Origin of the sequence: Actinotalea sp., from assembly GCF_041597215.1 — a bacterium.
Lineage (GTDB): Bacteria > Actinomycetota > Actinomycetes > Actinomycetales > Cellulomonadaceae > Actinotalea.
This window is the reverse complement of sequence record NZ_JBFHHB010000005.1, coordinates 13,403-37,597: the sequence shown is the minus strand read 5'-3', so window position 1 is coordinate 37,597 and position 24,195 is coordinate 13,403. Positions and strand designations below refer to the sequence as shown.

The following is a 24,195-nucleotide window of genomic DNA, read 5'->3' as shown; positions in this document are numbered from 1 at the left end:
CGAGGGTGACACCGATCAGGCCCTGCGGGACGCGCGTGTACGCGCCCGGCCCGCTGCGCATGTACCCGACGAGCCCCGAGGCGATCCCGCCGACCAGGCGCACGACGAGCGCGACGAGGCCGAGGACCCGGCGACGCCGGGCTCTCGGGTCGAGCAGACCGGAGCCGATCTTGAGGCTGATCGTGCGGCCCAGGGCGTCCGGGCCGTCGGGCTGTGCCGGATCGGCGTCGAGCGGCGTGGCGACGCCCAAGGCCTGGGTCGCATCCGGGTCGACCTCGGCGGGGGACTCGGGGCCCGGGGTCGCGCCGTCGGGCGACGACGGGTGCTCGACGCCGGCTGCCGCGGGCGGGGTCACCTCGGCCCGACGGGCGAGCGTCTCCGCGTCCAGGGCGGCACGCGCCGTGCGGACCAGCTCGAGGGCGCGGTCGGCGTTCTCCGGTCGTTCCTCGATCTCGCGTGCCGTGAGCGCGCAGACGAGGTCGTCGAGCTCCGCGGGCAGCCAGTCCACGAGGTCGGAGGGTGCCGGGACCCGGGCGTGCACGTGCTGGTAGGCGATGTGGATCGCGTTGTCGCCGGAGTAGGGCTGGCGTCCGGTGAGCATCTCGTAGAGCAGGATGCCCACGGCGTAGACGTCGGTACGGGTGTCGCTCGTGCCTCTCGCGACCAGCTCGGGGGCGAGGTAGGCCACCGTGCCCAGCAGGGAGCCCGTCGTGGCGGCCGTCACCTCGGTCACGGCCCGCGCGAGCCCGAAGTCCGCGACCTTGACCTTGCCGCGCCGTCCCAGCAGGACGTTCTCGGGCTTGATGTCGCGGTGGACGTAGCCGGCCTGGTGCGCGGAGGCCAGGGCCTCCAGCACGGACTCTGCCGTGTCGAGCGAGTCCTGGACGGTCAGCGAGCCTTCGGCCCGCAGCCGTCGGCGCAGGTCCGTCCCGTCGACGTACTCCATCACGAGGTAGCTCAGCTCCTCGTCGACGCCCTGGTCCAGGACGGCGACGAGGCCCGGGTGGTCGAGCCGTGCGGCCGAGCGCGCCTCGCGGCGGAACCGGGCGACGAAGTCGGCGCCACTCGTGCCCTCGGCGAGGTGCGCGTGCATGATCTTGACGGCGACCTCGCGGTCGAGCCGGCGATCCCGTCCGAGGTAGACGGTGGCCATCCCGCCCCTGGCGATCCGGGAGACGATCTCGTACCGTCCGTCGATGACTCGACCCGTGAGCGGGTCCGACTGGGCTAGCACCTGCGAAGTCTACGGGCGCATCGCGCTCGAACCGGTCAGGAGAACCGCGACATGAGGGTGCGGACGTTGGCGACGTACCGCCGCGTGTCGGAGAACATGCCGTTGCGGGACACGCTCGCCTGGCCCTGGTAGTACCCGGCGATCGCCGAGGAGAGGTCGGGGGAGGTGGCCACGAGGCGACGAAGGATGGCCACGCCTGCCACGACGTTGTCCGTCGGGTCGAGCAGGTTCAGCTCCCGGCCCACCATGTCCGAGGCCCACTCGCCGGAGGTGGGGATGACCTGCATCGTGCCGATCGCGTTGGCAGGGGAGACCGAGGCGTGGTTGAAACCCGACTCCTGGAACGCGACCGCCTGGGCCAGCGCGGGGTCCACTCCCATCGACTGGGCCGTGCTGCGCACGAGCGCCTGCATCTCCGCGGTGCTCGGCACCCCCATCTGCAGCAGGGTGGCCTTGTTCTGGTTCGCCGAGCTGACGGTGGCAGCGGGGTAGGTGCGGCCGGCGAAGGTGTTGCCCACGAGCGTCGCCGTGGTGGTCGCCGTCGTGCTGGTGCTCGTGCCGGGGATCGTCAGGGTCTGCCCGATGCGGATCAGGGCCCGCGAGTCGAGCCCGTTCGCGGCGACGATCGCCGCTGTCGTGGTCCCGGTGCGGGCGGCGATCCGCGAGACGGTGTCGCCGGCGACGACCCGGTAGGAGGTCGCGGTCGTGGCGGTGGTCGGGGTCGACGCTGTCGTCGTGGCGGCCGTCGAGGTGCTCGTGGAGGTGCCGGGGATCGTCAAGGTCTGACCGATGCGGATCATGGCCCGCGAGTCGAGCCCGTTGGCCGAGACGATCGCTGCGACCGACGTGCCGTAGCGGACGGCGAGGTGCGAGACCGTGTCGCCCGCCTGGACGAGGTGGCCGGAAGGTGCCGGGCTCGCCTGGGCCGCGGGAGCCGCGGTCGTGGCGGACGCCGTCTCCCGCGGGATCGTCAGGGTCTGGCCCGCCCGGATGAACGCCGAGGAGCCGAGGTTGTTGGCCTGGACGATCTGCGCGACGGAGCTCGAGGTGCGCAGGGCGATGTGGCTCACCGTGTCGCCCTGGCGGACCTGGTACTCCTCGGCCGCCGCGGGGGTCGCGTGGGCCACCGAGACGGCGGCGAGAGCGAGGCCCACGCCGGTGCCGCTGACGGCGCGTCGTCGTGCGGCCGAGGGGGCGAGGGGACGGGGTGCCACGGTGGTCATCGGTCCATCCTTGTGACTCATGTGAAAACTGATGCAGAAGTGACTGCTGTGAAACGTAGCGCACGGCCGTCGCCTGCGATAGGGCGCACTGCTCTGGTGGAGTGACGCCCTACGCTTCTCTCGTGACCGACCTCGAGAACCTCGTGGGCAGCTGGCTGCCCCTCCCTGATGTCGCCGAGCGCCTGGGCCTTGACGTCGGCCAGGTCCGACGACTCGTGCAGGAACGCGCACTGATCGCCCTCCGCTTCGGTGAGCGCGGCGTGCGCGGCGTGCCCGAGAAGTTCCTCATGGAGACCGAACGCGGGTGGCAGGTGGTCCCCGCCCTCGCCGGGACCGTCGTCGTGCTCGCCGACTCCGGCTTCTCCGACGAGGAGGCGGTGCGGTGGCTCTTCACGCCCGACGAGTCGCTCGCGAGCCTCGGGACCGGTGTCCCGCCCCGGACGCCCATCGACGCGCTCGTCGGCGGGCACAAGACCGAGATCCGCCGCAGGGCGCAGTCCCTGGCCTTCTGAGCGGGCGCGGGCCGGGGCGACCGGCCCGCACGCTAGGCGGAGCGGCGGACGGCGGCCCGGCCGAGCGAGACGAGCATCGACCGTCCCGGTTCGGCGAGGTCGGCCGCGGCCAGTGCCGCGAGCGCCGGATCGGCCAAGGCGGTGATCAGCGCATCGACCTGCTCCACGGCTCCGCTCCGGCCGATCGCCTCGCGCAGGGCGGTGATCTCCTCCTCGTCGAGGTCCGCTCGACCGAGCCCTGCGCGCAGCAGGGCCGCGTCGGCCGGCGCGGCGTCGCGCAGGGCGCGGACGACCAGCAGGGTGCGCTTGCCCTCCCGGAGGTCGTCCCCTGCGGGTTTGCCGGTGCTCCGGGGATCTCCGAAGACACCGAGGAGGTCGTCCCGGAGCTGGAACGCCTCGCCGAGGGGCAGGCCGATCGCCCGGCACGAGGCCAGTCGTTCCTCCGAGGCACCGGCCAGCGCTGCGCCGAGGGCCATCGGGTGCTCGACGCTGTACCGCGCGCTCTTGGCCCGGATGATCTCGCGAGTGCGTGCCTCGTCCGCCACCGGGTCGTGGCCGAACGGGACGCCCTGGGCCAGGACGTCGAGGTACTGCCCGGCGGTCACCTCGGTGCGCATCGTGTCGAAGGTGGCGCGCACGGCGGCCCGTACGCTGCCGTCGAGCCCGGCGACGGCGTCGGCCAGCTCCCGCTCGCTCGCGATCAGGGCGAGGTCGCCCAGCAGGATCGCTGCCGACTCCCCGAACTTCGCTGCCGGCGCCGACCACCCGGCTGACTCGTGCATGGCCTCGAAGGCGCGGTGCGCCGAGGGCCTCCCACGGCGCGTGTCCGAGGAGTCCATCACGTCGTCGTGCACGAGGGCTGCCGCCTGGAACAGCTCCAGCGCTGCACCGACACGCAGCACCGGTTCGACGTCGTCGCCCTGCGGCCCGTGCGCGCGCCAGGACCAGTAGCAGAAGGCGGCACGCAGGCGCTTGCCGCCCGACAGGGTCACGCGCAGCGCGTCCAGCAGGTGGCCGGTGTCACGGCCCGCCGCGGAGAGCTCGACGCCGAGTGCTGCGAGATGGGCGTCGAGGCGGGCGTCCACCCCGGCCCGCACGTCCTCGACGTCGACCAGGGCTGCAGCTCCGCTCATCCGCTCAGCCTAGGGGTGGCCTCAGTCGCTCGCGCGCACGCGACCGCCGACGGTGACGGTCCGGACCCCGTCGGCGTCGAGCACGCCGACCGAGACGATCTCGTCCCCGTCCGAACGGGTGAACGTCGACTCCGCCGCGAGCGCGGTGTCGACGGCAGGGACCTCCGTGAACCCCTCGCCGAGCAGGTGCGTGCGGTACAGGTCGAGGATGCGGGACGTGGTCCAGGTCGTCCGCAGGTTCAGCGAGACCTCCTTGACCCCGGCGTCCCCGACGGGAACCGCGGAGGTGACCAGCAGGACCGCGTCGTCGGGCATCGGCAGGAGCTCGGTCGGGAACTCCGGCGCGAGCGAGCCGACGGGGGAGTTCGCGTCGGGCGTGCTCGTCACGAGCGAGTCCTCGGCCGGCGTGGGAGCGTCCGGGGCCGTCTTCGCCTCGGCGGTCGGGTCGCTGGACCCGAGGCTCGCCTCGGCGAGCAGGCTCTGCTCGTCCGCCGTGACGGAACCGGCGCAGCCCGCGAAGGCGAGGGCCGCCACGAGGCTCGCTCCGACGGCCCACAGCGTGGCGGACCTACGGGTTCGCCGGGGGGCACGGCCGCCGGGGGGCATGGTCCTAGGGTAGTCCCCGGCAACCGGTGCGACCCCGCGCCGTGCGGGTGAGATCCACACCCGGAGGCCCCTTCTCGGCTGACCTCGTCCTCCACAGGATGCCGGGACGCTCCTCGCGCGCCGCGGCGGCGCGGGCTCGGATGGGGCCATGACGACGATCCGCACCCGCGAGCCCCGCGAGCTCCTCGCCCTCATCCCGTACCAGCTGGGCTTCACGCCCCGGGACAGTGCCGTGGCGGTGAGCGTGCGGGGCGAGCGCCACCGGGTCGGCCTCGTCGCCCGGGTCGACCTGCCCGACCTCTCCGACCCGTCCTGCGGGCCGGAGCTGGCGAGATCGCTCGTCGGGCACCTGCTCGCCGACGGTGCCGCCTCGGCCGTGCTGGTCCTCTACACCGACGGGCCGTTGCCCACGGTGGGCGACGAGGCCGCGCACCCTGCGGTGGCCCACTTCCGGGGGGAGGCAGGGCCCCTGCTCGGGGAGGTCGCCGTGTGGGTGGTCGGTCCGGCGGGGTACCGCGCCCTCGGGTGCGAGGACCCGGACTGCTGTCCTGCGCAGGGCCGGCCGCTGACCGATCTGCAGTCGACCCAGGTCGGGGCGCACATGGTCGTCTCCGGGAGGCAGGTCGTGCCGAGCCGGGAGGACCTCGTGCCGACGGTCGAGGTGCCCGCGGGGGACCGCCGAGCGACCAGGCGCGCGGCGGACCGGTGGGCGGCGCGACGCGCCGACTCCCTCGATCCCGTGTCCGTGCACCGCTGGCGACGAGCGGGCCTGGCGGCGTGGCGCGAGGACCTGGCGCGCTGCGCCGGTGAGCCGGGGCTCGCGATCGAGCCGACCCGCCTCGGGCGGCACCTCGCGGCCCTCGACGACGTGCTCGTGCGGGATGCCGTGCTCCTGGGGCTCGTCCCGGGGAACGGCAGGCTCGCGGACCGGGTCGTGGCCGGGTACAGCGGGGACGAGATCGGCCGCGCGCTGGGCGCGATCCTCGACCCGGTCTCGGGCCTCGCGCCCGATCCCGTGCTCGTCGACCCTGCCCGACATCTCCTGGTCCAGGTCGCCGCGCACGCCTCGCGGCGACGCCGGGCGCCGGCCCTCACCCTCCTCGGGCTCATGGCGTGGTGGGAGGGGGACGGAGCGCGTGCGGGGATCCACCTCGACCGCGCGCTCGGTGCGCGGGAGGACTACCGCCTTGCCGTTCTTCTCGCCACGACCCTCGCCTCGGGGATGCCGCCAGGATGGGTGCGCGCCAGGGGCGCCTGAGGCGCTGATCCGGGTTCCGGCGGCGCAGGGAGCGGCGCAGCGGTCCCGGGCCGACGCGCTCCGGCGGTCAGGGGGCGAGGTCCTGCACGGGAGTCCGGTAACGTCCACCGCAGGCCGTCGTCGTCCGAGGAGGCGTCATGTGTGTGGTCGTCGGATATGTCGCAACCCCCGAGGGTGACGCGGCGCTCGAGGTGGCAGTGCGCGAAGCGCACAAGCGCGATGCGCTGCTGGTCGTCGTGCTCAGCGAGCGGACGTCCCGGTTCGGTGCCGACGCACTGGGGGTCGAGCGGCTCGCCGAGGAGCTGAGAACCCGGTTCGAGGACGAGGACCTGCGCGCCGACGTCCGGGTCACGACCAAGGGGCGGGACGTCGCGGAGGACATCGTCGAGGCGGCGACGCGCAGCAAGGCGGAGCTCGTGGTGATCGGCCTGCGCCGCAGGAGCCCGGTGGGCAAGCTCCTTCTCGGCTCGAACGCCCAGCGGATCCTGCTCGACGCGCCGTGCCCCGTGCTGGCGGTCAAGCCGGAGGTCTGATCCGCCGGGGTGCGTGACGCGGTCCCGGGCATGGCTCGGGGGAGTGAATCGTGCGCTGCGGGCGTCGTGACGGGACGCCGGACGTTACAATGGTGGTCCGTTTCCTGGACCGTCCCCACGAGTCCTGCTGAAAGGTTCCCTGTGTCGTTGTCTTCCCCTGGTTCTGCCCTGCCCCGCGAGTTCGAGCACCCTGCTCTCCAGGAGCTCGTGAAGCGTGGCCGCACGCACGGCTCTGTCGACGGTCCGTCCCTGCGCGAGGCGTGTGAGGCCGCCCAGGTGGCTCCGGCCCGTCTCAAGACCGTGCTGCGCACGCTCGACGGTCTCGACATCGGCATCTCCGAGGTTCGCGCCCCGGTTGCCGCCGCGACCACCCGTCGGTCCTCGACGACCGTCGCTGCCGTCGAGGAGCCCGCGGCCGCGCCGAAGCGCCGCGCGGCCGCCAAGTCGACGACGGCGAAGGCCGCCGCTGCTCCCGCCGAGGGCGAGGAGGCCGAGAAGGCCACCACGACGACCCGTGCGAAGGCGGCGCCCAAGGCAGCAGCGACGCGGGCCAAGGCTGCCCCGAAGGCGGCAGCGAAGGCCAAGGCAGCGCCCAAGGGCAAGGCGGGGAGCGACGAGGACGAGCCCGTCGAGATCGATCCCGCGGAGCTCGAGTCCGAGGACGACGCCGTCGGCGACGACACCGCCGCCGTGCCGGTGAAGGCGGGCGAGGAGTCCGAGGACGCCGGCTTCGTCGTGTCCGACGCCGACGACGACGACGCCCCCGCCCAGCAGGTCGTCACCGCCGGTGCCACCGCCGACCCCGTCAAGGACTACCTCAAGCAGATCGGCAAGGTCGCCCTGCTGAACGCCGAGCAGGAGGTCGAGCTCGCCAAGCGGATCGAGGCCGGGCTCTTCGCCGAGGAGAAGCTCGCGGGCGTCGCGCAGATGGACAAGCTCATGCGCCGCGAGCTCGAGCTCATCGCCGCGGACGGCCGGCGCGCCAAGAACCACCTCCTCGAGGCCAACCTTCGCCTCGTCGTCTCCCTTGCCAAGCGGTACACGGGCCGCGGGATGCTCTTCCTCGACCTGATCCAGGAGGGGAACCTCGGCCTGATCCGTGCGGTCGAGAAGTTCGACTACACCAAGGGCTACAAGTTCTCGACCTACGCCACGTGGTGGATCCGCCAGGCCATCACTCGTGCCATGGCCGACCAGGCGCGCACCATCCGCATCCCGGTGCACATGGTCGAGGTCATCAACAAGCTCGCTCGCGTGCAGCGGCAGATGCTCCAGGACCTGGGCCGCGAGCCCACCCCGGAGGAGCTCGCCAAGGAGCTCGACATGACCCCCGAGAAGGTCGTCGAGGTCCAGAAGTACGGCCGCGAGCCCATCTCGCTGCACACCCCGCTCGGCGAGGACGGCGACAGCGAGTTCGGTGACCTGATCGAGGACTCCGAGGCCGTCGTCCCGGCCGACGCGGTCAGCTTCACGCTCCTGCAGGAGCAGCTGCACCAGGTGCTCGACACGCTCTCCGAGCGCGAGGCGGGTGTCGTCTCGATGCGGTTCGGGCTCACCGACGGACAGCCGAAGACCCTCGACGAGATCGGCAAGGTCTACGGCGTCACGCGTGAGCGGATCCGCCAGATCGAGTCCAAGACGATGTCCAAGCTCCGTCACCCGAGCCGCTCGCAGGTCCTGCGCGACTACCTCGACTGAGGGTCGGCGCGGCGTGCATGGCGCGGCACCGACCCGAGGGCCACACTGAGCCCATGGCGACACGGACATCGGTTGTCCTCGCCTCGGCCGTCGCCGGGGTCGTGGTTCTTGCCGTCGTCGCGGGCGTGCTCGCCGCGACGCGTTCGGTGTCGGCGGGGGACCCCGCGACACCCTCAGGTGCCGTGCAGGCCTACCTGCAGTCCGTCGCGGACGGCTCGGTGGACGAGGCGGCTGCTCTCCTCGCACCGGAGAGCAGCTGCACCGTCGAGGACCTCACCCGGGCCTACCTGCCCAGCTCCCTGCGCGCGGTGCTCGGTTCGGTCTCGGTGGACGGCGACTCCGCCGTGGTGACCGTGCAGATCACCGAGGGCGCCGGGGACGACCCCTTCAGCTCGGGCGGCTACAGCCATGACGAGCGGTTCGTCCTGGTCCGCTCCGGGGCGGACTGGTCGTTGTCCGGGGCGCCCTGGCCGATGTACGACTGCGGCGGGTCCCGATGATCGGCGCCGTGGTCTCGTCGCTGATCGGCCTCGTCGTGCCGATCGTCGTCGTGGTGCTGATCGTGCGGGCGGTCGCGGGGCGTCGTTCGGGAGAGCCCGTGGCCCCGGGCGTCCTCGTGCGCCGCTTCTTCCAGTACCTGCTCCTGTACGGCATGACGCTCGTGGTCGCGGGTGGCGTGACGACGCTCGGCGGGCTGCTGGGCCGGCGCGCCCTGCTGGTGGACACCAGCGGCGACCTCGCGCGAGCGCTGACCTTCCTGCTCATCGGCACCCCGCTGCTCGTCGTGCTCTGGCGGTGGACCCGACGCACGATGGCGGAGGTGCCGGGAGAGTCGCGCTCCCTCGGGTGGCTCCTCTACCTGGCGCTGACCGCCCTCACCGGCGCCGTCGCCGCTCTCGTCTCGCTCCAGTCCCTCCTGGAGGACGCGATCGGGGGCCGGTTCGAGGTCGCCGCCGCGGTGCAGGTGCTCGTCTGGGGCGCACTGTGGGGGGTCCACCTGCGGATCGAGTCACGGACGACGGAGCCTGAGCACCGCAGGGTCCACCACCTGCTCGGTGCGTTCATCGGATGGGCCGTCAGCCTCGCGGGTCTCGTCGCGGTGCTCAGCGCCTCCCTCGACGTCCTGCTCGTGCCCGAGGGCGATGTCGTGGTCGAGACGGTCTCCACCGTCGGGGTCGCCGGTGCGCTCCTGCTCGCCGGCGTGCCGGTGTGGATCATGTACTGGTGGCTGCGCGAGCGGACGGCACCCGCGACCCCGCTCTGGTACGGCTACGTCCTGCTCGCAGGTGTGGGGATCTCCCTCGTGGTCACCGTCACCGGAGCGAGCGTGGCGCTGTACCGGGTGCTCGTGTGGGCGCTCGGCGACCTCGGTGGAGCGGCGACGACCTCCTGGGGGTCCGGGACGCTCACGGCACTCTCCGTCGCGGTGGGCGGGGCGCTGAGCTGGTGGTACCACCGGCAGGTGCTGGGGACCGCCGTGCCCGCGGAGCGGAGCGAGGTCGACCGGCTGCACGAGTACCTGCTTGCTGCTGTCGCGCTGGTCGCGGCCGCTGTCGGCGTCGTGCTCGTGGTGGTGGCCTTCCTCGAGGCTGTCACCCCCACCGCCTCGGTGCTCGTCGACTCGTCGTTGATCAACTCGGTGCTGGCCGCGGCCACGCTCCTCCTCGTCGGTGGCCCGCTGTGGTGGGCGTTCTGGCGCCGGATCCGCAGCGCGGTCGCCGCCGACCGGGACACCGAGGCGGCGTCCCCGACGCGCCGCATCTACCTGTACGCCCTGTTCGGCCTGACCGGGGTCGTCGCCGTGGTCGCCCTGCTCGTCGCGGTCTACGGGATCCTCGAGGCGGCGCTCTCCGGGGACCTGGGAGCGGACACGGTCCGCGAGCAGCGGGTGGCGCTCGGCGTGCTGGTCGCGGCGCTCGCCCTGGCGAGCTACCACTGGTCGGTGCACCGTGAGGACCGGAGGCTGGCACCGCCGCCCGCGGCCCCGCAGGCCGTGCCGACCCCGCAGGCCGTGCCGGGCGCCCCGGGCATGCAGGCCGGTGCGTCGCCGGTCGGCCCGCTGGAGTCCGTCCTGCTCATCGGGCCGGCCGACGAGCGGCTGGTCGACGAGATCCGTCAGGTGACCTCTGCTCACGTCGAGTTGTGGGTCCAGGAGTCCGGGCGGTGGGATCGGCAGGCGGTGCTCGCTGCGCTGGCCGGTGCGCGACTGCGCAAGGTCATGCTGCACGCGGACGGCGAGCAGATGGTCCAGGCGGGGGACGCGCGCTAGTCAGGCCCCGAGGACCTGGGCCCCGACCCAGATCGCGATCGCGGCGACGGCGGTGCTGAGCTCGACGAGGATCCCGAGCCCTGTGGCGCGCAGGGCAACCCAGGCGGCACTCAGCGCGGGTCGGAGCTCTCGACGCCGCCGGTACTCCATGATCACGAGCCCCAGGGCGAAGAAGAGGACGAGGCCGAGCCCGGGCACCACGACCATCCCGACGAGGCCCGCGAGGGCTGCCAGGACGAGCGAGGACCGGGGCACACCGGCCGCCGAGACCTGCTGCCCCGTCAGGAGAGCGCCGGAGAGGGCCCCGGCGGTCAGCAGCACCGCGGCAGTCGCGAAGACCAGCCATGCGGTGGGCCCACCCGTCGTGATCGCCCAGACGAGCAGGGCTGCGCCGATCAGGAGGGAACCGGGAAGGACCGGGACCACGATCCCGACGACACCCACCAGCATCGCGAGAGCGACGAGGATCGTCAGGAGGTCGATGTCAGGACCCGCGTCTCAGGGGTGTGCCGCACGGCGTACCGCTCAGAGCGAGGCGCCGTGCTCCTGCTCGAGGCGGTCCATCTCGTCGTGGACGTGCACGGCGACGTCGGCGAAGGCGTCGGCGTGCTTGCGGGCGTGGTGCCCGCAGAAGAAGAGGTCACCGGTCGGGAGAACGACGCGCACGTAGGCCTGGGCACCACAGCGGTCGCAGCGATCGGCTGCGGTCAGGGGGGCTGTCGTCATCGTGGTCACGAAGACATGGAACCATGCGGGGACGCGCGTTGCTCCCGCCGGCGGCCGTGGTTCGCTCTCCGCGTAGTCCGAAGGTCCCGGAGCGGTCCGGCGGGGTCCGCGCACGGCACGCCTCCCCGAGCGCGGTGCTCGGGGCGTCTAGGCTCTGCCCCCGTGACGAGTGCCCTGACCGAGTCCAGCTACACCGCACGCCACCTGTCCGTCCTGGAGGGGCTGGAGGCGGTCCGCAAGCGACCCGGCATGTACATCGGGACCACGGACTCCCGCGGGCTCATGCACTGCGTCTGGGAGATCATCGACAACGCGGTGGACGAGGCCCTGGGCGGCCACTGCACGCGGATCGAGATCCTCCTGCACGAGGACGGCTCCGTCGAGGTCAGGGACGACGGTCGCGGCATCCCGGTGGACGTCGAGCCGAAGACCGGCCTGACGGGCGTCGAGGTGGTCTTCACCAAGCTGCACGCCGGCGGGAAGTTCGGCGGCGGCTCGTACGCGGCCTCGGGAGGCCTGCACGGCGTGGGGGCGAGCGTGGTCAACGCCCTGTCCTCCCGGCTGGACGTCGAGGTGGACCGGGGTGGCAAGACCCACCGGATGACCTTCCACCGCGGGGAGCCCGGCCGGTTCGCCGATGCGGCGGGTCCGGATCCCGACGCCGCCTTCAGCCCCTTCGTCTCGGCCTCCGAGCTCGCCGTGGTCGGCAAGGTCGCCCGCGGCCGCACCGGGACCCGGGTCCGCTTCTGGGCCGACCGGCAGGTGTTCCCCGCGAGCGCCGTGTTCTCCTACGACGACCTCGTCGCGCGCGTGCGGCAGACGACCTTCCTGGTCCCCGGGCTGACGATCCTCGTGCGCGACGAGCGTCGGCTGCGCGGGACCCCGGGGGAGGAGGGGCCCAGCGAGGAGACCTTCGTCCACCACGGAGGGACCGTCGACTACGTCGACTTCCTCGCCCCGGACAACGCGGTGACCGACACCTGGCGGCTGTCCGGGACGGGGCGGTTCACCGAGACGGTCCCCGTGCTCGACGGTCGCGGGCACCTCGTCTCCCAGGAGGTCGAGCGCGAGTGCGTGGTCGACGTCGCGCTGCGCTGGGGGACCGGGTACGAGACCGAGGTGCGGACCTTCGTCAACATCATCTCCACGCCGAAGGGCGGCACCCACCTCGCCGGCTTCGAGCAGGCGCTGATCAAGACCCTGCGGACGCAGATCCAGGCGAACGCGCGCCGGCTGAAGATCACGGCGAAGGACAGCGGGGACCGGATCGAAAAGGACGACGCCCTCGCCGGGTTGACCGCCGTCGTCACCGTCCGTCTCGCCGAGCCGCAGTTCGAGGGGCAGACCAAGGAGGTGCTCGGCACCGGACCGGTCCGCGCCGTGGTCGCCAAGGTCGTCGAGTCCGAGCTCACCGCCCTGCTCACCTCGACCAAGCGCGACCTCAAGACGCAGGCCTCGCTGGTGCTCGACAAGGTCGTCGCGGAGATGCGGGCCCGTCAGTCGGCCCGCAAGCAGAAGGAGATCTCTCGTCGCAAGAACGCGCTGGAGACCTCGGCCCTCCCGTCCAAGCTCGCCGACTGCCGCAGCGACGACGTCGGGCGCAGCGAGCTGTTCATCGTCGAGGGGGACAGCGCGCTGGGCACCGCCAAGCTCGCTCGGAGCTCGGACTTCCAGGCGCTGCTCCCCATCCGCGGCAAGATCCTCAACGTCCAGAAGGCCTCGGTCAGCGACATGCTCCGCAACGCGGAGTGCGCGGCGATCATCCAGGTCATCGGTGCCGGCTCCGGCCGGAGCTTCGATCTCGAGGCCGCCCGGTACGGGAAGATCGTGCTGATGACCGATGCCGACGTCGACGGCGCGCACATCCGCACGCTGCTGCTGACGCTGTTCTTCCGGTACATGCGCCCGCTCGTGGACGAGGGTCGGGTCTACGCGGCCGTCCCGCCGCTGCACCGCATCGAGACGCTCGGCAGCGGCTCACGCAAGGGTGAGTACATCTACACGTACTCCGAGGACGAGCTGACCCGCACGCTGCGCCGGCTCGACAAGGCGGGGCGGCGCTACAAGCCGGACATCCAGCGGTACAAGGGCCTCGGGGAGATGGACGCCGACCAGCTCGCCGAGACGACGATGGACCCGCGTCACCGGACGCTCCGTCGCGTGACCGCCGCCCATGCCGCCGCAGCGGAGGAGGTCTTCGAGCTCCTCATGGGGGCGGAGGTCGCCCCGAGACGCGACTTCATCGTCGCGGGAGCCGCCCAGCTCGACCGCGCGGCCATCGACGCGTGACGATGCACACTCCCGCTCCCCGATCACCTAGGTTGGTCCCGTGAGCCAGCTCGAGCCGATCGCCGTGCGTGCGGATGCACCCGCGGTCCTCGAGCTGCCCCCTGCGCACCTCGAGCTGCGGTGGCGCGCCCTGCACGTCGGGGACGTCGACGCGCTGTTCGCCCTGATCGGCACGATCGAGGTCGCGGACCGGGCTCCGACGCGCACCTCACGGGCCGAGGTCGCCGACTTCTTCGTCGGCGGCTGGAAGGACCTCCAGCGCGACAGCCTCGGCGGTTTCGACCACGAGGGCACCCTGCGCGCCTACGCCTTCGTCGAGGTCCACCCCGGCGACGTCGGTGTCGTGCGCGCCTTCCTCTCCGGCGGGGTCGACCCGCAGTGGCGGGGAAGCGGTCTCGGCCGCGCCGTCATCGCCTGGCTCGAGGGGCGGGGCCGTCAGAAGCTCGTCGAGACCGGCAAGGACCTGCCCGCGCGACTGTGCTCCTTCGTCGAGGAGAACGCGCGCGACCAGCGCCGGCTGTATGCCGCAGCCGGGTTCAGCCCGATCCGCTGGTACACCTCGATGCGTCGCGACCTGAGCATCCCGATCCCCTCGGTGCGGCCGCCGCGCGGCGTCCGGATCGTGCGGTGGAGCCTGGAGCTCGACGAGGCGACCCGACTGGCGCACAACGCCTGCTTCGCCGACCACTGGGGAAGTGAGCCGAGGACGCCCGAGACCTGGCGCCACGACCGGCAGCACTTCATGCCCACCTGGAGCTTCGTCGCCCTGGACGCGGCCGCGAGCGTGCCGACGGTCGTCGGCTACGCGATGTCGAGCCGGTACGAGCAGGACTGGGCGGTCCAGGGTTGGACGAGCGGGTACACCGAGATCCTCGGCGTCCGGCCCGAGTGGCGGGGCAAGGGGCTCGCCGGGGTGCTGCTCGCGCGCAGCCTCAACGCCTTCAAGCGGTCCCGGATGCAGTACGCCTGCCTCGACGTCGACAACGCCAACCCCACCGGGGCGAACGGCCTGTACGAGGCATGGGGCTACGAGGCCACGCACGGTTCGGTGCTCTACAGCGTGGAGCTCTGAGCCGAGCGGTCCACGACGGTCGGCCCGGGCTGCGGGCGCGTCGAGGCCGTCCTACGCTCGGGGCGTGCCCCGCCCGCTCCTCCTCTACGACGCCGACTGCGGCTTCTGCCTGCGCGCCGTGCGGTGGGTGCCGCGGCTGGGGCTCGCCACCGGGGTGACCGCCCTCCAGGACGTGGACCTGGCAGGACTCGGGGTCGACGCCGGGCGCGCGGAACGCGAGCTGCCGTTCCTCGACGCCGACGGTGCGGTGTCCTACGGTCACCGCGCGGTCGCCGGGGCGCTGCTGACCGGGAACCGCGTCCTGGTGACCCTCGGCCGGGTCCTGGGCTCACGCGTGCTGGACCGGCCCTCGTCCTTCGTGTACGGCTGGGTCGCCCGTCATCGCGGATCGCTCCCGGGTGGCACGGTCACCTGTCAGCCGACGGTGTGCACCGGTGCGGGCAGCGGCGTCCCGGAACCGTCCCGGCGCTGGTCGAGCGCGGGGAGCTCGACGGCCTGACCTGCCGATCCGGAGGCGCGCGCCGGCCCGGGACCGACCCAGGCCAGCAGGAGCGTGTCCTCACCCCGCAGGAACCGTTGGGCCCGCACCCCGCCGGTGGCCCGGCCCTTGCCGGGGTAGACCTCGAAGGGGGAGACCTTGGCCGAACCCGGCTGGGTCCCGGGCAGGGCGTCGGACGCACCGGCGATGGTCACCACGAGCGGTGGCTCCTGCTCGGGTCCCACGGCCGAGGCGGGAAGGACGCCGAAGAAGACGACCTGTGCGCCCGCGCCGAGGCTGATCCCGGACATCCCGCCGGCCGGGCGCCCCTGCGGGCGCACGAGGGATGCGCCGAAGTGCAGCAGCTGGGCATCGGAGGACACGAAGACGAGCTCGTCCCCGTCGGCGGCCGGTGCGGCCCCGACGACCTCGTCCCCCTCCTTGAGCCCGATGACCTCCCAGGAGTCGCGCGCGGGCGCCGCCTCGGGGCTCACGCGCTTGACCACGCCCCCTGCGGTTCCCAGCGCGAGAGGCGGGGAGTCGGGGGCGAGCGAGACCAGGGCGACGGCGCGCTCGCGGGGAGCGAGGGTGACCAGCTCGGTCAGCGGCACGCCGCCCGAGAGGCTCGGCGGCCCGTCCGTCGGCGGCAGGGACGGGAGGTCCAGCATGGGCAGGCGGAGCACGCGGCCCGCACTGGTGACCACCCCGATCTCCGCGCGGGAGGTCGTCGCGACCTGCGACACGACCACGTCGTGCGCGGCGCGGCGCCCGGACCGCGGTGGCACCGAGTCGTCTGCCGTGCGGGCCACGAGACCGGTGCCCGAGAGCAGCGCCCGGCACGCCACGTCAGCGATCTCCAGCGGTGCGGCGGAGCGCTTGGCCGCGGGTGCTCCGGTGACCCCGGTGCCGCCGGCGTGCTCGAGCAGGATCGTGCGTCGCGGGGTGCCGAAGGTCTGCGCGACCTCCGCCATCTCGTCGCTGACCAGGGTCCGCAGACGGGACTCGTCGGCGAGGATCTCCTCGAGCTCGGCGATCTGCGCGCGCAGCTCGTCGGCCTCGGTCTCCAGCTCCATCCGGGAGTACTTCGTCAGTCGGCGCAGGCGCAGCTCGAGGATGTACTCCGCCTGCACCTGGGACAGGTCGAAGACGCTCTGCAGGCGTTCCCGCGCGGCATCGGCGGTGTCCGAGGCGCGGATGACCTGGATGACCTCGTCGATGTCGAGGATCGCGATGAGCAGGCCCTCGACCAGGTGCAGGCGGTCCTTGCGTCGGCCCAACCGGTACGCCGAGCGCCGGCGCACCACCGTCAGGCGGTGCTCGACCCACACCACGAGCATCTCGCGCAGGCCGAGGGTCTGCGGCTGCCCGTCGACGAGGGCGACGTTGTTGACCCCGAAGGAGTCCTCCATCGGGGTGCTGCGGTAGAGCTGCTCGAGGACGGCGTCGGGCTCGAAGCCCGCCTTGACCTCGATGACCAGCCGCAGGCCGTGCTGACGGTCCGTGAGGTCGGTGACCGCCGAGATCCCGGAGATCTTCTTGGCCTGGACGCCCTCCTTGATCTTCTCGATCACCTTCTCCGGGCCCACCAGGTACGGGAGCTCGGTCACCACGATGCCCTTGCGCCGGGCGGTGACGTTCTCGATCCGGGCGGTGGCCCGGGTGCGGAAGGAGCCACGGCCGGTGCGGTACGCGTCGCGCACCCCCTCGAGCCCGACGATCTTTCCCCCCGTGGGCAGGTCGGGCCCCGGGACGAAGCGCATGAGGTCCTCGAGGCTCGCCCCGGGATGAGCGACCAGGTGCCGGGCCGCGGCGACCACCTCCACGAGGTTGTGCGGCGCCATGTTCGTGGCCATCCCGACGGCGATCCCCGAGGCCCCGTTGACCAGGAGGTTGGGGATCGCCGAGGGCAGGACCTCCGGCTGGGTCAGCTTGTTGTCGTAGTTGGGGATGAGGTCGACGACGTCCTCGTCGAGGTCGGCGACCATGGCCATCGCGGCCGAGGCCAGCCGTGCCTCGGTGTACCGCGGGGCGGCCGGGCCGTCGTCGAGCGAGCCGAAGTTGCCGTGCCCGTCCACCATCGGCAGGCGCAGGGAGAAGGACTGGGCCATCCGGACGAGGGCGTCGTAGATCGCCGAGTCCCCGTGCGGGTGCAGCTTGCCCATCACCTCGCCGACCACACGCGCGGACTTCACATAGGCGCGGTCCGGCCGCAGGCCCATGTCGGCCATCTGGTAGAGGATGCGCCGCTGGACGGGCTTGAGCCCGTCCCTCGCGTCGGGCAGGGCCCGTGCGTAGATCACCGAGTACGCGTACTGCAGGAAGGAGTCCTGCATCTCCTCCGCGACGTCGATGTCGACGATCGTCTCGTGGACGACCTCGGTGGGCTCGTCGGACGGGCCGGAACGGCGGGCCATCGCGGGGGGACTCCTTCTGACGAGACGATCGGGCTACGGTTCGGCGCACGCGGGACGCCCGGCTGTACCGCCGGGCGAGCACACGGACGGACCATTGTCGCGCCCCGCGACGCGGTGGGGTGGACGACGCGCCCGGCGCCCCCTGGCGGATGCCCCTCGCGCGGTGCACCCGGCCCGCGGGCCTGGTCCCCGTCACGGTGCAGGCGCGGTGGCTAGCCTTGGTCCGTGAGCACCGACGCCGGCCCCGGCTACCCGACGCACTGGGAGGCCGACGTCGTGCTCCGGGACGGGGGGACGGCGCATGTGCGGCCGATCCGCCCGCAGGACGCCGACGCCCTCCAGCGGTTCCACCTCGGCCAGTCGCGGCAGTCGACGGTCTTCCGCTTCTTCGCCCCCCTCGAGCGGCTGCCGGCCAAGGACCTCGCCCGCTTCACGACCGTCGACCACGACGACCGGGTCGGCCTCATCGCCGTGGCGACCGACGAGCACGGCGAACGGATCATCGCCGTCGCCCGCTACGACCGGGACAGCCCGCGCGACGGCGAACCGAGCGACGAGGCCGAGATCGCCTTCAACGTCGCCGACGACCATCACGGCCGCGGACTGGGCTCCGTCCTCCTGGAGCACCTGACGGCGGCGGCACGGGAGCGGGGGATCCGGCACTTCACGGCGGAGGTCCTCCCGCACAACACCCGCATGCTCGGGGTCTTCCGGGACGCCGGCTACGTCGTCGACCAGTACCTGGACGACGGGATCATGTCCGTCTCGTTCGACATCGACCCCACCGAACGCTCCCTCGCGGTGCGAGCGGACCGCGAGCAGCGCGCCGAGGCCCTCAGCGTCCACGGGCTGCTCACCCCGCGCTCCATCCTCCTGGTGACCGGTGGCGCCGCGCACACCGAGCCGTCGCTCGCCCGGACGGTCCTTCGCCACCTCGTGGCGGCGGGTGCTGACCATCCGCAGGTGCACCTGGTCGGCCTGGTCGACGAGGACGTCGACCCCTCGGTCCAGCGCTGGTCGAGCCCGGCGCAGGTCCCCGGCCCGGTCGACCTGCTGGTCATCGACCTCCCGGCACCCGAGGTCTCCGACGCCGTCCGCCGGTGCGCCCGCCTGCGTCCGCGTGCCGTCGTGGTGCTCTCGGGAGGGTTCGCCGAGTTCGGCCAGGCCGGGCTCGAACGGCAGCGGGAGCTGCTGCGCAGCGCGCACGCGGTCGGGATGCGCGTGCTCGGTCCGTCCTCCTTCGGGGCGCTGCGGCAGGCCTTCGACGGAGCCCCTGCCCTGAACGCCTCGCTCGCCGAGCACATGCCTGCTCCGGGTCCGCTCGCGCTGTTCTGCCAGTCGGCGCCCCTCGCCGTCGGGCTGCTGTCCTCCGCCCGCCGCCGGGGGCTCGGCCTGTCGACGTTCATGTCGTCGGGCAACCGGGCCGACGTCTCGGGAAACGACGCCATGCAGTTCTGGAACCAGGACGAGCACACCCGGGTGATCGGCCTGTACCTGGAGTCGATCGGGAACCCCCGCAAGTTCGCCCGGGTCGCGCGGCGGCTCGCGGTCGCGAAGCCCGTCGTCGTGGTGACCGCAGGGCGCTCGGGACATGTCGTGCCGGCGGGTCACGTGATCCGCCGGACCCGGGTCCCGCGGCGTGCCCTCGACGAGATGCTGCGTCAGTCCGGGGTGATCCGGGTGGAGAGCCAGCACCAGCTCCTCGACGTCGCCCAGCTGCTCGTCCACCAGCCGCTTCCCGCCGGTCGACGGGTCGCCGTCCTCGCGGACTCCGCACCGTTGGCGGCCCTTGCCGCCGAGGCGAGCATCTCCGCGGGCCTCACGGTCGGCGAGCAACGCGCCATCCTGCCCGCCGGCGGGACGAGCGACCTCGACCTGGAGCGCCTCGACGAGCAGCTGAGCGAGGTGTACGCGGATCCGGGCTGTGATGCGGTCGTGGTGATGCACGTGCCGACCGTCGGTGAGCCCGACCCGCGGGTCGCCGCCGCCATCGCCAGGGCCGCGGCCTCCGCCGGCCGGACGACGATCGCCTGCATCCTCGGCCTGAGCGGCGTCACCCCCGAGCTGACCGCTCCGGACGAGGGCGGCACGCCGAGAACCGTCCCCGCGTTCGCCACCCCGGAGGACGCCGTGCTCGCCCTCGCGGCCGCCACCCGGTACAGCGTCTGGCGCTCGGCCGACCGAGGGCGACCGCTGGCACCCTCCGGCCTCGACCGTCGGGCCGCTCGTCGCATCGTCGAGGAGGTCCTCGAGGACCCTCGCGGGCCGCGCGTGGACACCGCCGTCGTGGACGTCCAACCGGAGGTCGACCCCTACCGGGGCGACGCGGGACCTGACCCCACCCCGCTGAGGCTGACGCCCGAGGCCACGGCGGAGCTCCTCGCCTGCTACGGCATCCCGGTCCTGCCGGTTCGGCTCGTCCACGACGCCGACGAGGCCGTCGCCGTCGCGCAGGAGATCGGCTGGCCCGTCGTCCTCAAGAGCGGCGTGTCGCGCCTGCGGCACCGGACCGACCTCGGTGGTGTCCGTCTCGACCTCGCCGGACCGGAGATGCTGCGGGAGGCCGTGGAGACGATGCGGGTCCACCAGGGCGAGCCCGGGCCGTGGGAGATCCAGCGGATGGCGCCCACCGGTGCCTCGTGCGTGATCCGCTCACGGGAGGACCCGCGCTTCGGTCCCGTCGTCTCGTTCGGGCTGGCCGGGGACGCCGTGGACCTGCTGGGCGACGTCAGCTACGGCGTCGCACCGCTGGCCGACGTGGACGTGGCGGAGATGATCCGGGCCGTCCGTGCGGCACCGCGCCTCTTCGGGTACCGCGGGATGCCGGCGCTCGACGTCGCGGCGCTGTAGGACCTGCTGGGTCGCGTCGTCGTCATGGCGGACGACCTGCCGGAGCTGCGCAGCCTCGAGCTGCAGCCCGTGGTCGTGGCCGAGCAGGGTGCTGCCGTGCTCGGGGCGCGGGTGCTGCTCGCCAGGGCAGGGCGCGTGGACTCGCCCCGGCGGGTGCTCCCGCAGTAGCTGCGGAGCGCCGGTCGACGGACTCGGCCGGTGCAGGGGGCAACCGGGCGGGCCATCGGTGGGAGGATGTCCTGGTGCCTTCGCCGTCCACCGACCTCAACCGCAGCCTCCACCTGGCCGGGTACTACCCCGAGCTGGTCGGAGACGTCCTCGACGTCGCCCTGGCCGGGGAGGACGTCCTGGGGCATCTGGTGCACCCGGAGACGACCTTCGACGAGAACGAGGTGCGCCGGCACGTGACCGTGCTGGTGCTCACCCCGAGCCGCCTGGTCCTGGCCCATGTCGACGACCACGCACCCGATGCGCAGAACCCGTCCTCCAGCGCGTCGGCGACCACGGAGTCGGTGCCGCTCCGGCACCTGCACACGGTCGCGCTGACGCATGTGGTGGCAGGTCCCGAGCAGCACGTCCCCGGCACCCCGCCGACGGAGCTGACCCTTGCTCTCGGCTGGGGCGCGGTGCGCAGGGTCGACCTGGAGCCGGCCACATGCGGGGACCCGCAGTGCGAGGCGGACCACGGGCTCACCGGGACGATCTCGCCGGACGACGTCGTGGTCCGGGTCTCCGCCCAGGCGGAGGGCGGCGTCGCCGTCCAGGCCGCGCTCGGCTTCGCCCGGGCCCTGTCCATGGCCACGGCCCGACTGGCGTGAGCGACGTGGACGACGCCCTGGCGGACCTCGTCCTGCCGGACTACGGCGGTCTGTGCCTGGACTCCGTGCTGCCCGCCGTCGCGGGAGCCGTCGGGGCGGTGCTCGACCCGGAGCGGGCCGCCCGTGCCGCCGAGGCGCGTGCGCTGCTCGGGCTGCCCGCTGCCGACCGTGTCTGCGTCGTCCTCGTCGACGGTCTCGGTGAGGAGCTGCTCGCCGAGCGGCGCGGCCACGCCGCGTTCCTGCGGGGGCAGCTCGGGAACGCGCGCAGCCTGACCGTCGGCTACCCGTCGACCACTGCCGCCTCGATGGGGCTGTTCGGCACCGGCTGCGGCGCCGGCCGCACGGGCCTGGCGGGATACACGGTGCGCAACCCGGCGACCGGCGAGCTCGCCAACCTCGTCTCGTGGACCGGCGCAGGCGACCCCGCGGCCTGGCAGCCCGAGCCCACCTGGTTCGAGCTCCTCGCAGCAGCCGGGACCTCGGTCACGTCCGTCGGCCCCGCCGGTTTCGCGGGCTCCGGGCTCACCCTCGCTGCCCTGCGCGGTGCGCGGTACCGCGGCGCCGAGACGCTCGCCGAGCGGGTCGACGTCGCCGTCCGCGAGCTCGCACGGCCGGGTGTCGTGTACCTGTACTGGGGGGACGTCGACAAGGCCGGCCACCAGGAGGGCTGGCGGTCCGCCGCCTGGGGCGATGCGCTCAGCGAGACCGACCGGGAGCTCGCCCGGCTGGCCAGGCGCGTCCCTGCGGGCACCCTGCTGCTCGTCACGGCGGACCACGGCATGGTCGACGTCGACGCCGACCGGCTCGTCGACGTGGCCACGACCCCGGCGCTGCGCGACGGCGTGGCGCTCGTGTCGGGGGAGCCCCGGGCGACGCACGTGCACCTGGAGCCCTCTGCCGACCCGGTCGCCGTCCGTGATCGCTGGCGGGAGAGCCTTGCCGGCCACGCCCGGGTGGTCGAGCGCGCGGAGGCCGTCGCCGCGGGGTGGTTCGGGCCGGTCTCCCCGTCGGTCCTGCCGATCATCGGGGACCTGGTGGTCGCCGCGCTCGGCACCAGCGGTGTCGTCGACTCCCGCACGCAGACCCCGCACTCGCTCCTGCTGCGCGGGATGCACGGATCCCTCACGGCGGGGGAGATGCGCATCCCCCTCGTCGTGGTCGCCTAGGAGGTCAGCATGGCCGAGCTCGTGTTCTTCAGCGGGACGATGGACTGCGGCAAGTCCACCCTCGCGCTGCAGCTGGACCACAACCATGCGGCCAGGGGCCGCGGCGGCATCCTCTTCACCCGCCAGGACCGGGCCGGCTCCGAGGTGCTCTCCTCGCGGCTCGGCCTGCGTCGCCCCGCGGTGGAGGTCGGCGACTCGACGAACTTCTGGGACGAGGTCGTGCGTCGGCGCACCCACGGCGAGCGGGTCGACTACCTCGTGTGCGACGAGGCCCAGTTCTACAGCCCGGAGCAGGTCGAGCAGCTCGCCCAGCTCGTCGACGAGCTGGGTGTCGACGTCTACGCCTTCGGCATCACGGCGGACTTCCGGACCAGGCTCTTCCCGGGCTCGGCAAGGCTCGTCGAGCTCGCCGACCGGGTCGAGGTCCTTCAGGTCCAGGCGTTGTGCTGGTGCGGGGCGCGGGCCACGCACAACGCACGCACGGTCGGCGGGCACATGGTCGTCGAGGGCGACCAGGTCGTCGTCGGCGACACCGGTCAGGCGGTTGCCGTGGGCTACGAGGTGCTGTGCCGCCGGCACCACATGCGGCGGATGACGGTGGCCGTGGCGCGGGCGACCGCGACGGCCCCGGACACGCTGGAGTTCGACGTCCGCTGACCGGGTCGACCGCGTCCGGGGCCGACCCGCGTCGCGAGGGCCCTACTCGGGCTTCGCGCCGAAGACGATCTCGTCCCAGGTCGGCACGCTGGCCCGGCCACGCTTCCCCCGTGGGCGCGGGGTCGCCTCGGCGCTCGCACCGGTCGGCGCCGTCGGGCCCGCGGGCTCAGCGGTCGTGCCGGTCTCCTCCTGCGAGGACTCGTCGCGTGCGCGTGCGCTCGTCTCGTCCTTCGGCCTGCTGCGGCGGGGCATCTCCAGGACCGTCGCGTCCGTCGCGAGCTCGGGGTGCGACTCGGGAGGGTGCGCTCCGGGGACGGGCTGCGTCAGCCCGGGGTGGTCGAAGTCGAAGGCGTGCTGCGGGCCGAATCCCTCGAACGCCTCGTCGTCCTCGTCCAGGTCCTCGAGGGGCTGACGCACGCCACGGCGCTCGTGGAGCTCGGCGAGGAGGTCGGCCGTCGCCTCCTCCGGGGTCGGCTCGGGGACCGACTCCTCGGCGGTGGCAGGCGGCGTGTACGCGGCGGGGCGTGCATCGACGGCGCTGAGCAGCGGGCGAAGGGCCTCGTCCACCTCGACGTCGAAGACCGAGGAGCGCACGGCGGTCAGGTGGCGGCGGGGGATCGGCTCGTCGGCGAGCTCGGTCTCCGAGAGCCACCTGGCCTCGTCGTCCAGGGCGCGCAGGGTGCGGGCGCTCGCGTCGAAGGTCCAGCGCGCCGATCTGCGCGCCTCGGAGATCTCGAAGGACAGCTCGATCATCCAGGGGCCGGCACCGTCCCGGGCGGAGTCCCAGCGGATCGAGTCCTGCACGACCCCGCGGGTCGCGAGGCGGTCGGCGGCGAGGTCCCCGAGGGTGGGAGCGCCGACGTCGTGCCCGATCCGCGTCGCACGGGCCTGCGTCGCGACCCACTCACGTTCGGCGAGGACGGGGCCCTCGTAGCGGCGGACCGCCTCGACCGGGACCCCCGAGTGCTCCGCGACCTCCTCGGCGGTCGCGCCGGCGCGGATCCGCGCCTGGATCTCCCGTGGCGGCAGCGCGTTGCGCTCGCCGGCGCGGGCCTGCTCCATGCCCGGACGGTCGCGTCGTACCGCGGCGCGCAGCGGCTCGTCGATCGGGAGCCGGAAGCGTTGGCCGTCCGGCCCCTCGAGGACGACGTGCTCACCGTCGTCGTGCAGTCCCACCAGCGTCAGCTCGCCCATCGGCTCCTCCTTCCGGCCCTTCTGAGAGTGCCACCTGCGGGTGCTCCTGCCGGGGATCTCGCCCG

Annotated in this window: 22 protein-coding genes; 14 read left to right on the top strand and 8 right to left on the bottom strand. The window is 73.3% G+C overall.

Going from position 1 to position 24,195, the window contains the following annotated elements; genetic code table 11:
* Positions 1 to 1,234, bottom strand: a 1,234-nt coding sequence (locus ABWK99_RS01200) for a protein kinase (RefSeq protein WP_372592858.1), incomplete at its 3' end; no start/stop codon positions are given.
* A gap of 35 nt (positions 1,235 to 1,269) precedes the next feature.
* Complete coding sequence (locus ABWK99_RS01195; protein WP_372592857.1) at positions 1,270 to 2,457, bottom strand: LysM peptidoglycan-binding domain-containing protein; 1,188 nt, start codon at positions 2,455 to 2,457, stop codon at positions 1,270 to 1,272.
* A 122-nt stretch (positions 2,458 to 2,579) separates the two neighbouring features.
* Here ABWK99_RS01195 and ABWK99_RS01190 point away from each other — a divergent pair, with 122 nt between their 5' ends.
* Positions 2,580 to 2,969 (top strand): Rv2175c family DNA-binding protein, encoded by a 390-nt coding sequence (locus tag ABWK99_RS01190; protein ID WP_372592856.1) that lies wholly within the window; start codon positions 2,580 to 2,582, stop codon positions 2,967 to 2,969.
* A gap of 32 nt (positions 2,970 to 3,001) precedes the next feature.
* Here ABWK99_RS01190 and ABWK99_RS01185 read toward each other — a convergent pair whose 3' ends face one another.
* Positions 3,002 to 4,102 carry a polyprenyl synthetase family protein gene (locus ABWK99_RS01185; RefSeq protein ID WP_372592855.1) on the bottom strand — a complete coding sequence of 367 codons (1,101 nt, stop codon included), beginning with the start codon at positions 4,100 to 4,102 and terminating at the stop codon, positions 3,002 to 3,004.
* Positions 4,103 to 4,123: 21 nt separating this feature from the next.
* Positions 4,124 to 4,636, bottom strand: coding sequence for a hypothetical protein (locus tag ABWK99_RS01180; RefSeq protein ID WP_372592854.1), 513 nt, complete (start codon positions 4,634 to 4,636; stop codon positions 4,124 to 4,126).
* A gap of 220 nt (positions 4,637 to 4,856) precedes the next feature.
* On the opposite strand from ABWK99_RS01180, the gene ABWK99_RS01175 reads away from it, so the two are divergent.
* The 5 genes from ABWK99_RS01175 (at position 4,857) to ABWK99_RS01155 (ending at position 10,466) form a co-directional block, all read left to right on the top strand.
* On the top strand, positions 4,857 to 5,966 hold the full coding sequence (locus ABWK99_RS01175) for a DUF4192 domain-containing protein (RefSeq protein WP_372592853.1): 1,110 nt from the start codon (positions 4,857 to 4,859) through the stop codon (positions 5,964 to 5,966).
* Between the two features lie 137 nt (positions 5,967 to 6,103).
* Complete coding sequence (locus ABWK99_RS01170) at positions 6,104 to 6,499, top strand: universal stress protein (RefSeq protein WP_372592852.1); 396 nt, start codon at positions 6,104 to 6,106, stop codon at positions 6,497 to 6,499.
* Between the two features lie 141 nt (positions 6,500 to 6,640).
* Positions 6,641 to 8,197, top strand: coding sequence for an RNA polymerase sigma factor (locus ABWK99_RS01165; RefSeq protein WP_372592851.1), 1,557 nt, complete (start codon positions 6,641 to 6,643; stop codon positions 8,195 to 8,197).
* A gap of 53 nt (positions 8,198 to 8,250) precedes the next feature.
* Positions 8,251 to 8,697 (top strand): hypothetical protein, encoded by a 447-nt coding sequence (locus ABWK99_RS01160; RefSeq protein WP_372592850.1) that lies wholly within the window; start codon positions 8,251 to 8,253, stop codon positions 8,695 to 8,697.
* Positions 8,698 to 8,705: 8 nt separating this feature from the next.
* Positions 8,706 to 10,466, top strand: a complete 1,761-nt coding sequence (locus ABWK99_RS01155; RefSeq protein WP_372592849.1) for a DUF5671 domain-containing protein — start codon at positions 8,706 to 8,708, stop codon at positions 10,464 to 10,466.
* Here ABWK99_RS01155 and ABWK99_RS01150 read toward each other — a convergent pair whose 3' ends face one another.
* Both ABWK99_RS01150 and ABWK99_RS01145 read right to left on the bottom strand, forming a co-directional pair.
* Positions 10,467 to 10,916, bottom strand: coding sequence for a DUF456 domain-containing protein (locus ABWK99_RS01150; RefSeq protein WP_372592848.1), 450 nt, complete (start codon positions 10,914 to 10,916; stop codon positions 10,467 to 10,469).
* Positions 10,917 to 10,991: 75 nt separating this feature from the next.
* Positions 10,992 to 11,192 carry a hypothetical protein gene (locus ABWK99_RS01145; protein ID WP_372592860.1) on the bottom strand — a complete coding sequence of 67 codons (201 nt, stop codon included), beginning with the start codon at positions 11,190 to 11,192 and terminating at the stop codon, positions 10,992 to 10,994.
* A gap of 162 nt (positions 11,193 to 11,354) precedes the next feature.
* On the opposite strand from ABWK99_RS01145, the gene ABWK99_RS01140 reads away from it, so the two are divergent.
* From ABWK99_RS01140 to ABWK99_RS01130, 3 genes are all read left to right on the top strand, one after another.
* Positions 11,355 to 13,481, top strand: coding sequence for a type IIA DNA topoisomerase subunit B (locus ABWK99_RS01140; protein WP_372592847.1), 2,127 nt, complete (start codon positions 11,355 to 11,357; stop codon positions 13,479 to 13,481).
* Between the two features lie 40 nt (positions 13,482 to 13,521).
* The gene (locus tag ABWK99_RS01135) at positions 13,522 to 14,553 is read left to right on the top strand and encodes a GNAT family N-acetyltransferase (RefSeq protein WP_372592846.1); all 1,032 of its coding nucleotides are present in this window, start codon (positions 13,522 to 13,524) and stop codon (positions 14,551 to 14,553) included.
* Between the two features lie 64 nt (positions 14,554 to 14,617).
* Positions 14,618 to 15,052 carry a thiol-disulfide oxidoreductase DCC family protein gene (locus tag ABWK99_RS01130; RefSeq protein ID WP_372592845.1) on the top strand — a complete coding sequence of 145 codons (435 nt, stop codon included), beginning with the start codon at positions 14,618 to 14,620 and terminating at the stop codon, positions 15,050 to 15,052.
* Here the strand turns inward: ABWK99_RS01130 and ABWK99_RS01125 are convergent.
* Positions 14,968 to 17,445, bottom strand: a complete 2,478-nt coding sequence (locus tag ABWK99_RS01125; protein ID WP_372592844.1) for a DNA topoisomerase (ATP-hydrolyzing) subunit A — start codon at positions 17,443 to 17,445, stop codon at positions 14,968 to 14,970. The two genes, ABWK99_RS01130 and ABWK99_RS01125, sit on opposite strands and share 85 nt — an antisense overlap.
* Before the next feature lie 225 nt (positions 17,446 to 17,670).
* Between ABWK99_RS01125 and ABWK99_RS01120 the strand changes: the two genes are divergently transcribed.
* The 5 genes from ABWK99_RS01120 to ABWK99_RS01100 all read left to right on the top strand — a co-directional run bounded on the left by ABWK99_RS01120 (position 17,671) and on the right by ABWK99_RS01100 (position 22,936).
* Complete coding sequence (locus tag ABWK99_RS01120) at positions 17,671 to 20,295, top strand: GNAT family N-acetyltransferase (protein WP_372592843.1); 2,625 nt, start codon at positions 17,671 to 17,673, stop codon at positions 20,293 to 20,295.
* 24 nt (positions 20,296 to 20,319) lie between these two features.
* Positions 20,320 to 20,463: a hypothetical protein gene (locus ABWK99_RS01115; protein ID WP_372592842.1), complete on the top strand. Its 144-nt coding sequence runs from the start codon at positions 20,320 to 20,322 to the stop codon at positions 20,461 to 20,463.
* A gap of 74 nt (positions 20,464 to 20,537) precedes the next feature.
* Complete coding sequence (locus ABWK99_RS01110; protein WP_372592841.1) at positions 20,538 to 21,113, top strand: DUF5998 family protein; 576 nt, start codon at positions 20,538 to 20,540, stop codon at positions 21,111 to 21,113.
* Entirely contained in the window at positions 21,110 to 22,279 is a 1,170-nt protein-coding gene (locus ABWK99_RS01105; protein WP_372592840.1) for an alkaline phosphatase family protein, read from the top strand. Before ABWK99_RS01110 ends, ABWK99_RS01105 begins: the two co-directional genes overlap by 4 nt.
* Positions 22,280 to 22,288: 9 nt before the next feature.
* A complete protein-coding gene (locus tag ABWK99_RS01100) occupies positions 22,289 to 22,936 on the top strand; it encodes a thymidine kinase (RefSeq protein WP_372592839.1) in 648 nt (215 codons plus the stop codon).
* A 42-nt stretch (positions 22,937 to 22,978) separates the two neighbouring features.
* Here the strand turns inward: ABWK99_RS01100 and sepH are convergent, their stop codons facing one another.
* Positions 22,979 to 24,130, bottom strand: coding sequence for a septation protein SepH (gene sepH, locus ABWK99_RS01095; RefSeq protein WP_372592838.1), 1,152 nt, complete (start codon positions 24,128 to 24,130; stop codon positions 22,979 to 22,981).
* Positions 24,131 to 24,195 lie beyond the last annotated feature (65 nt).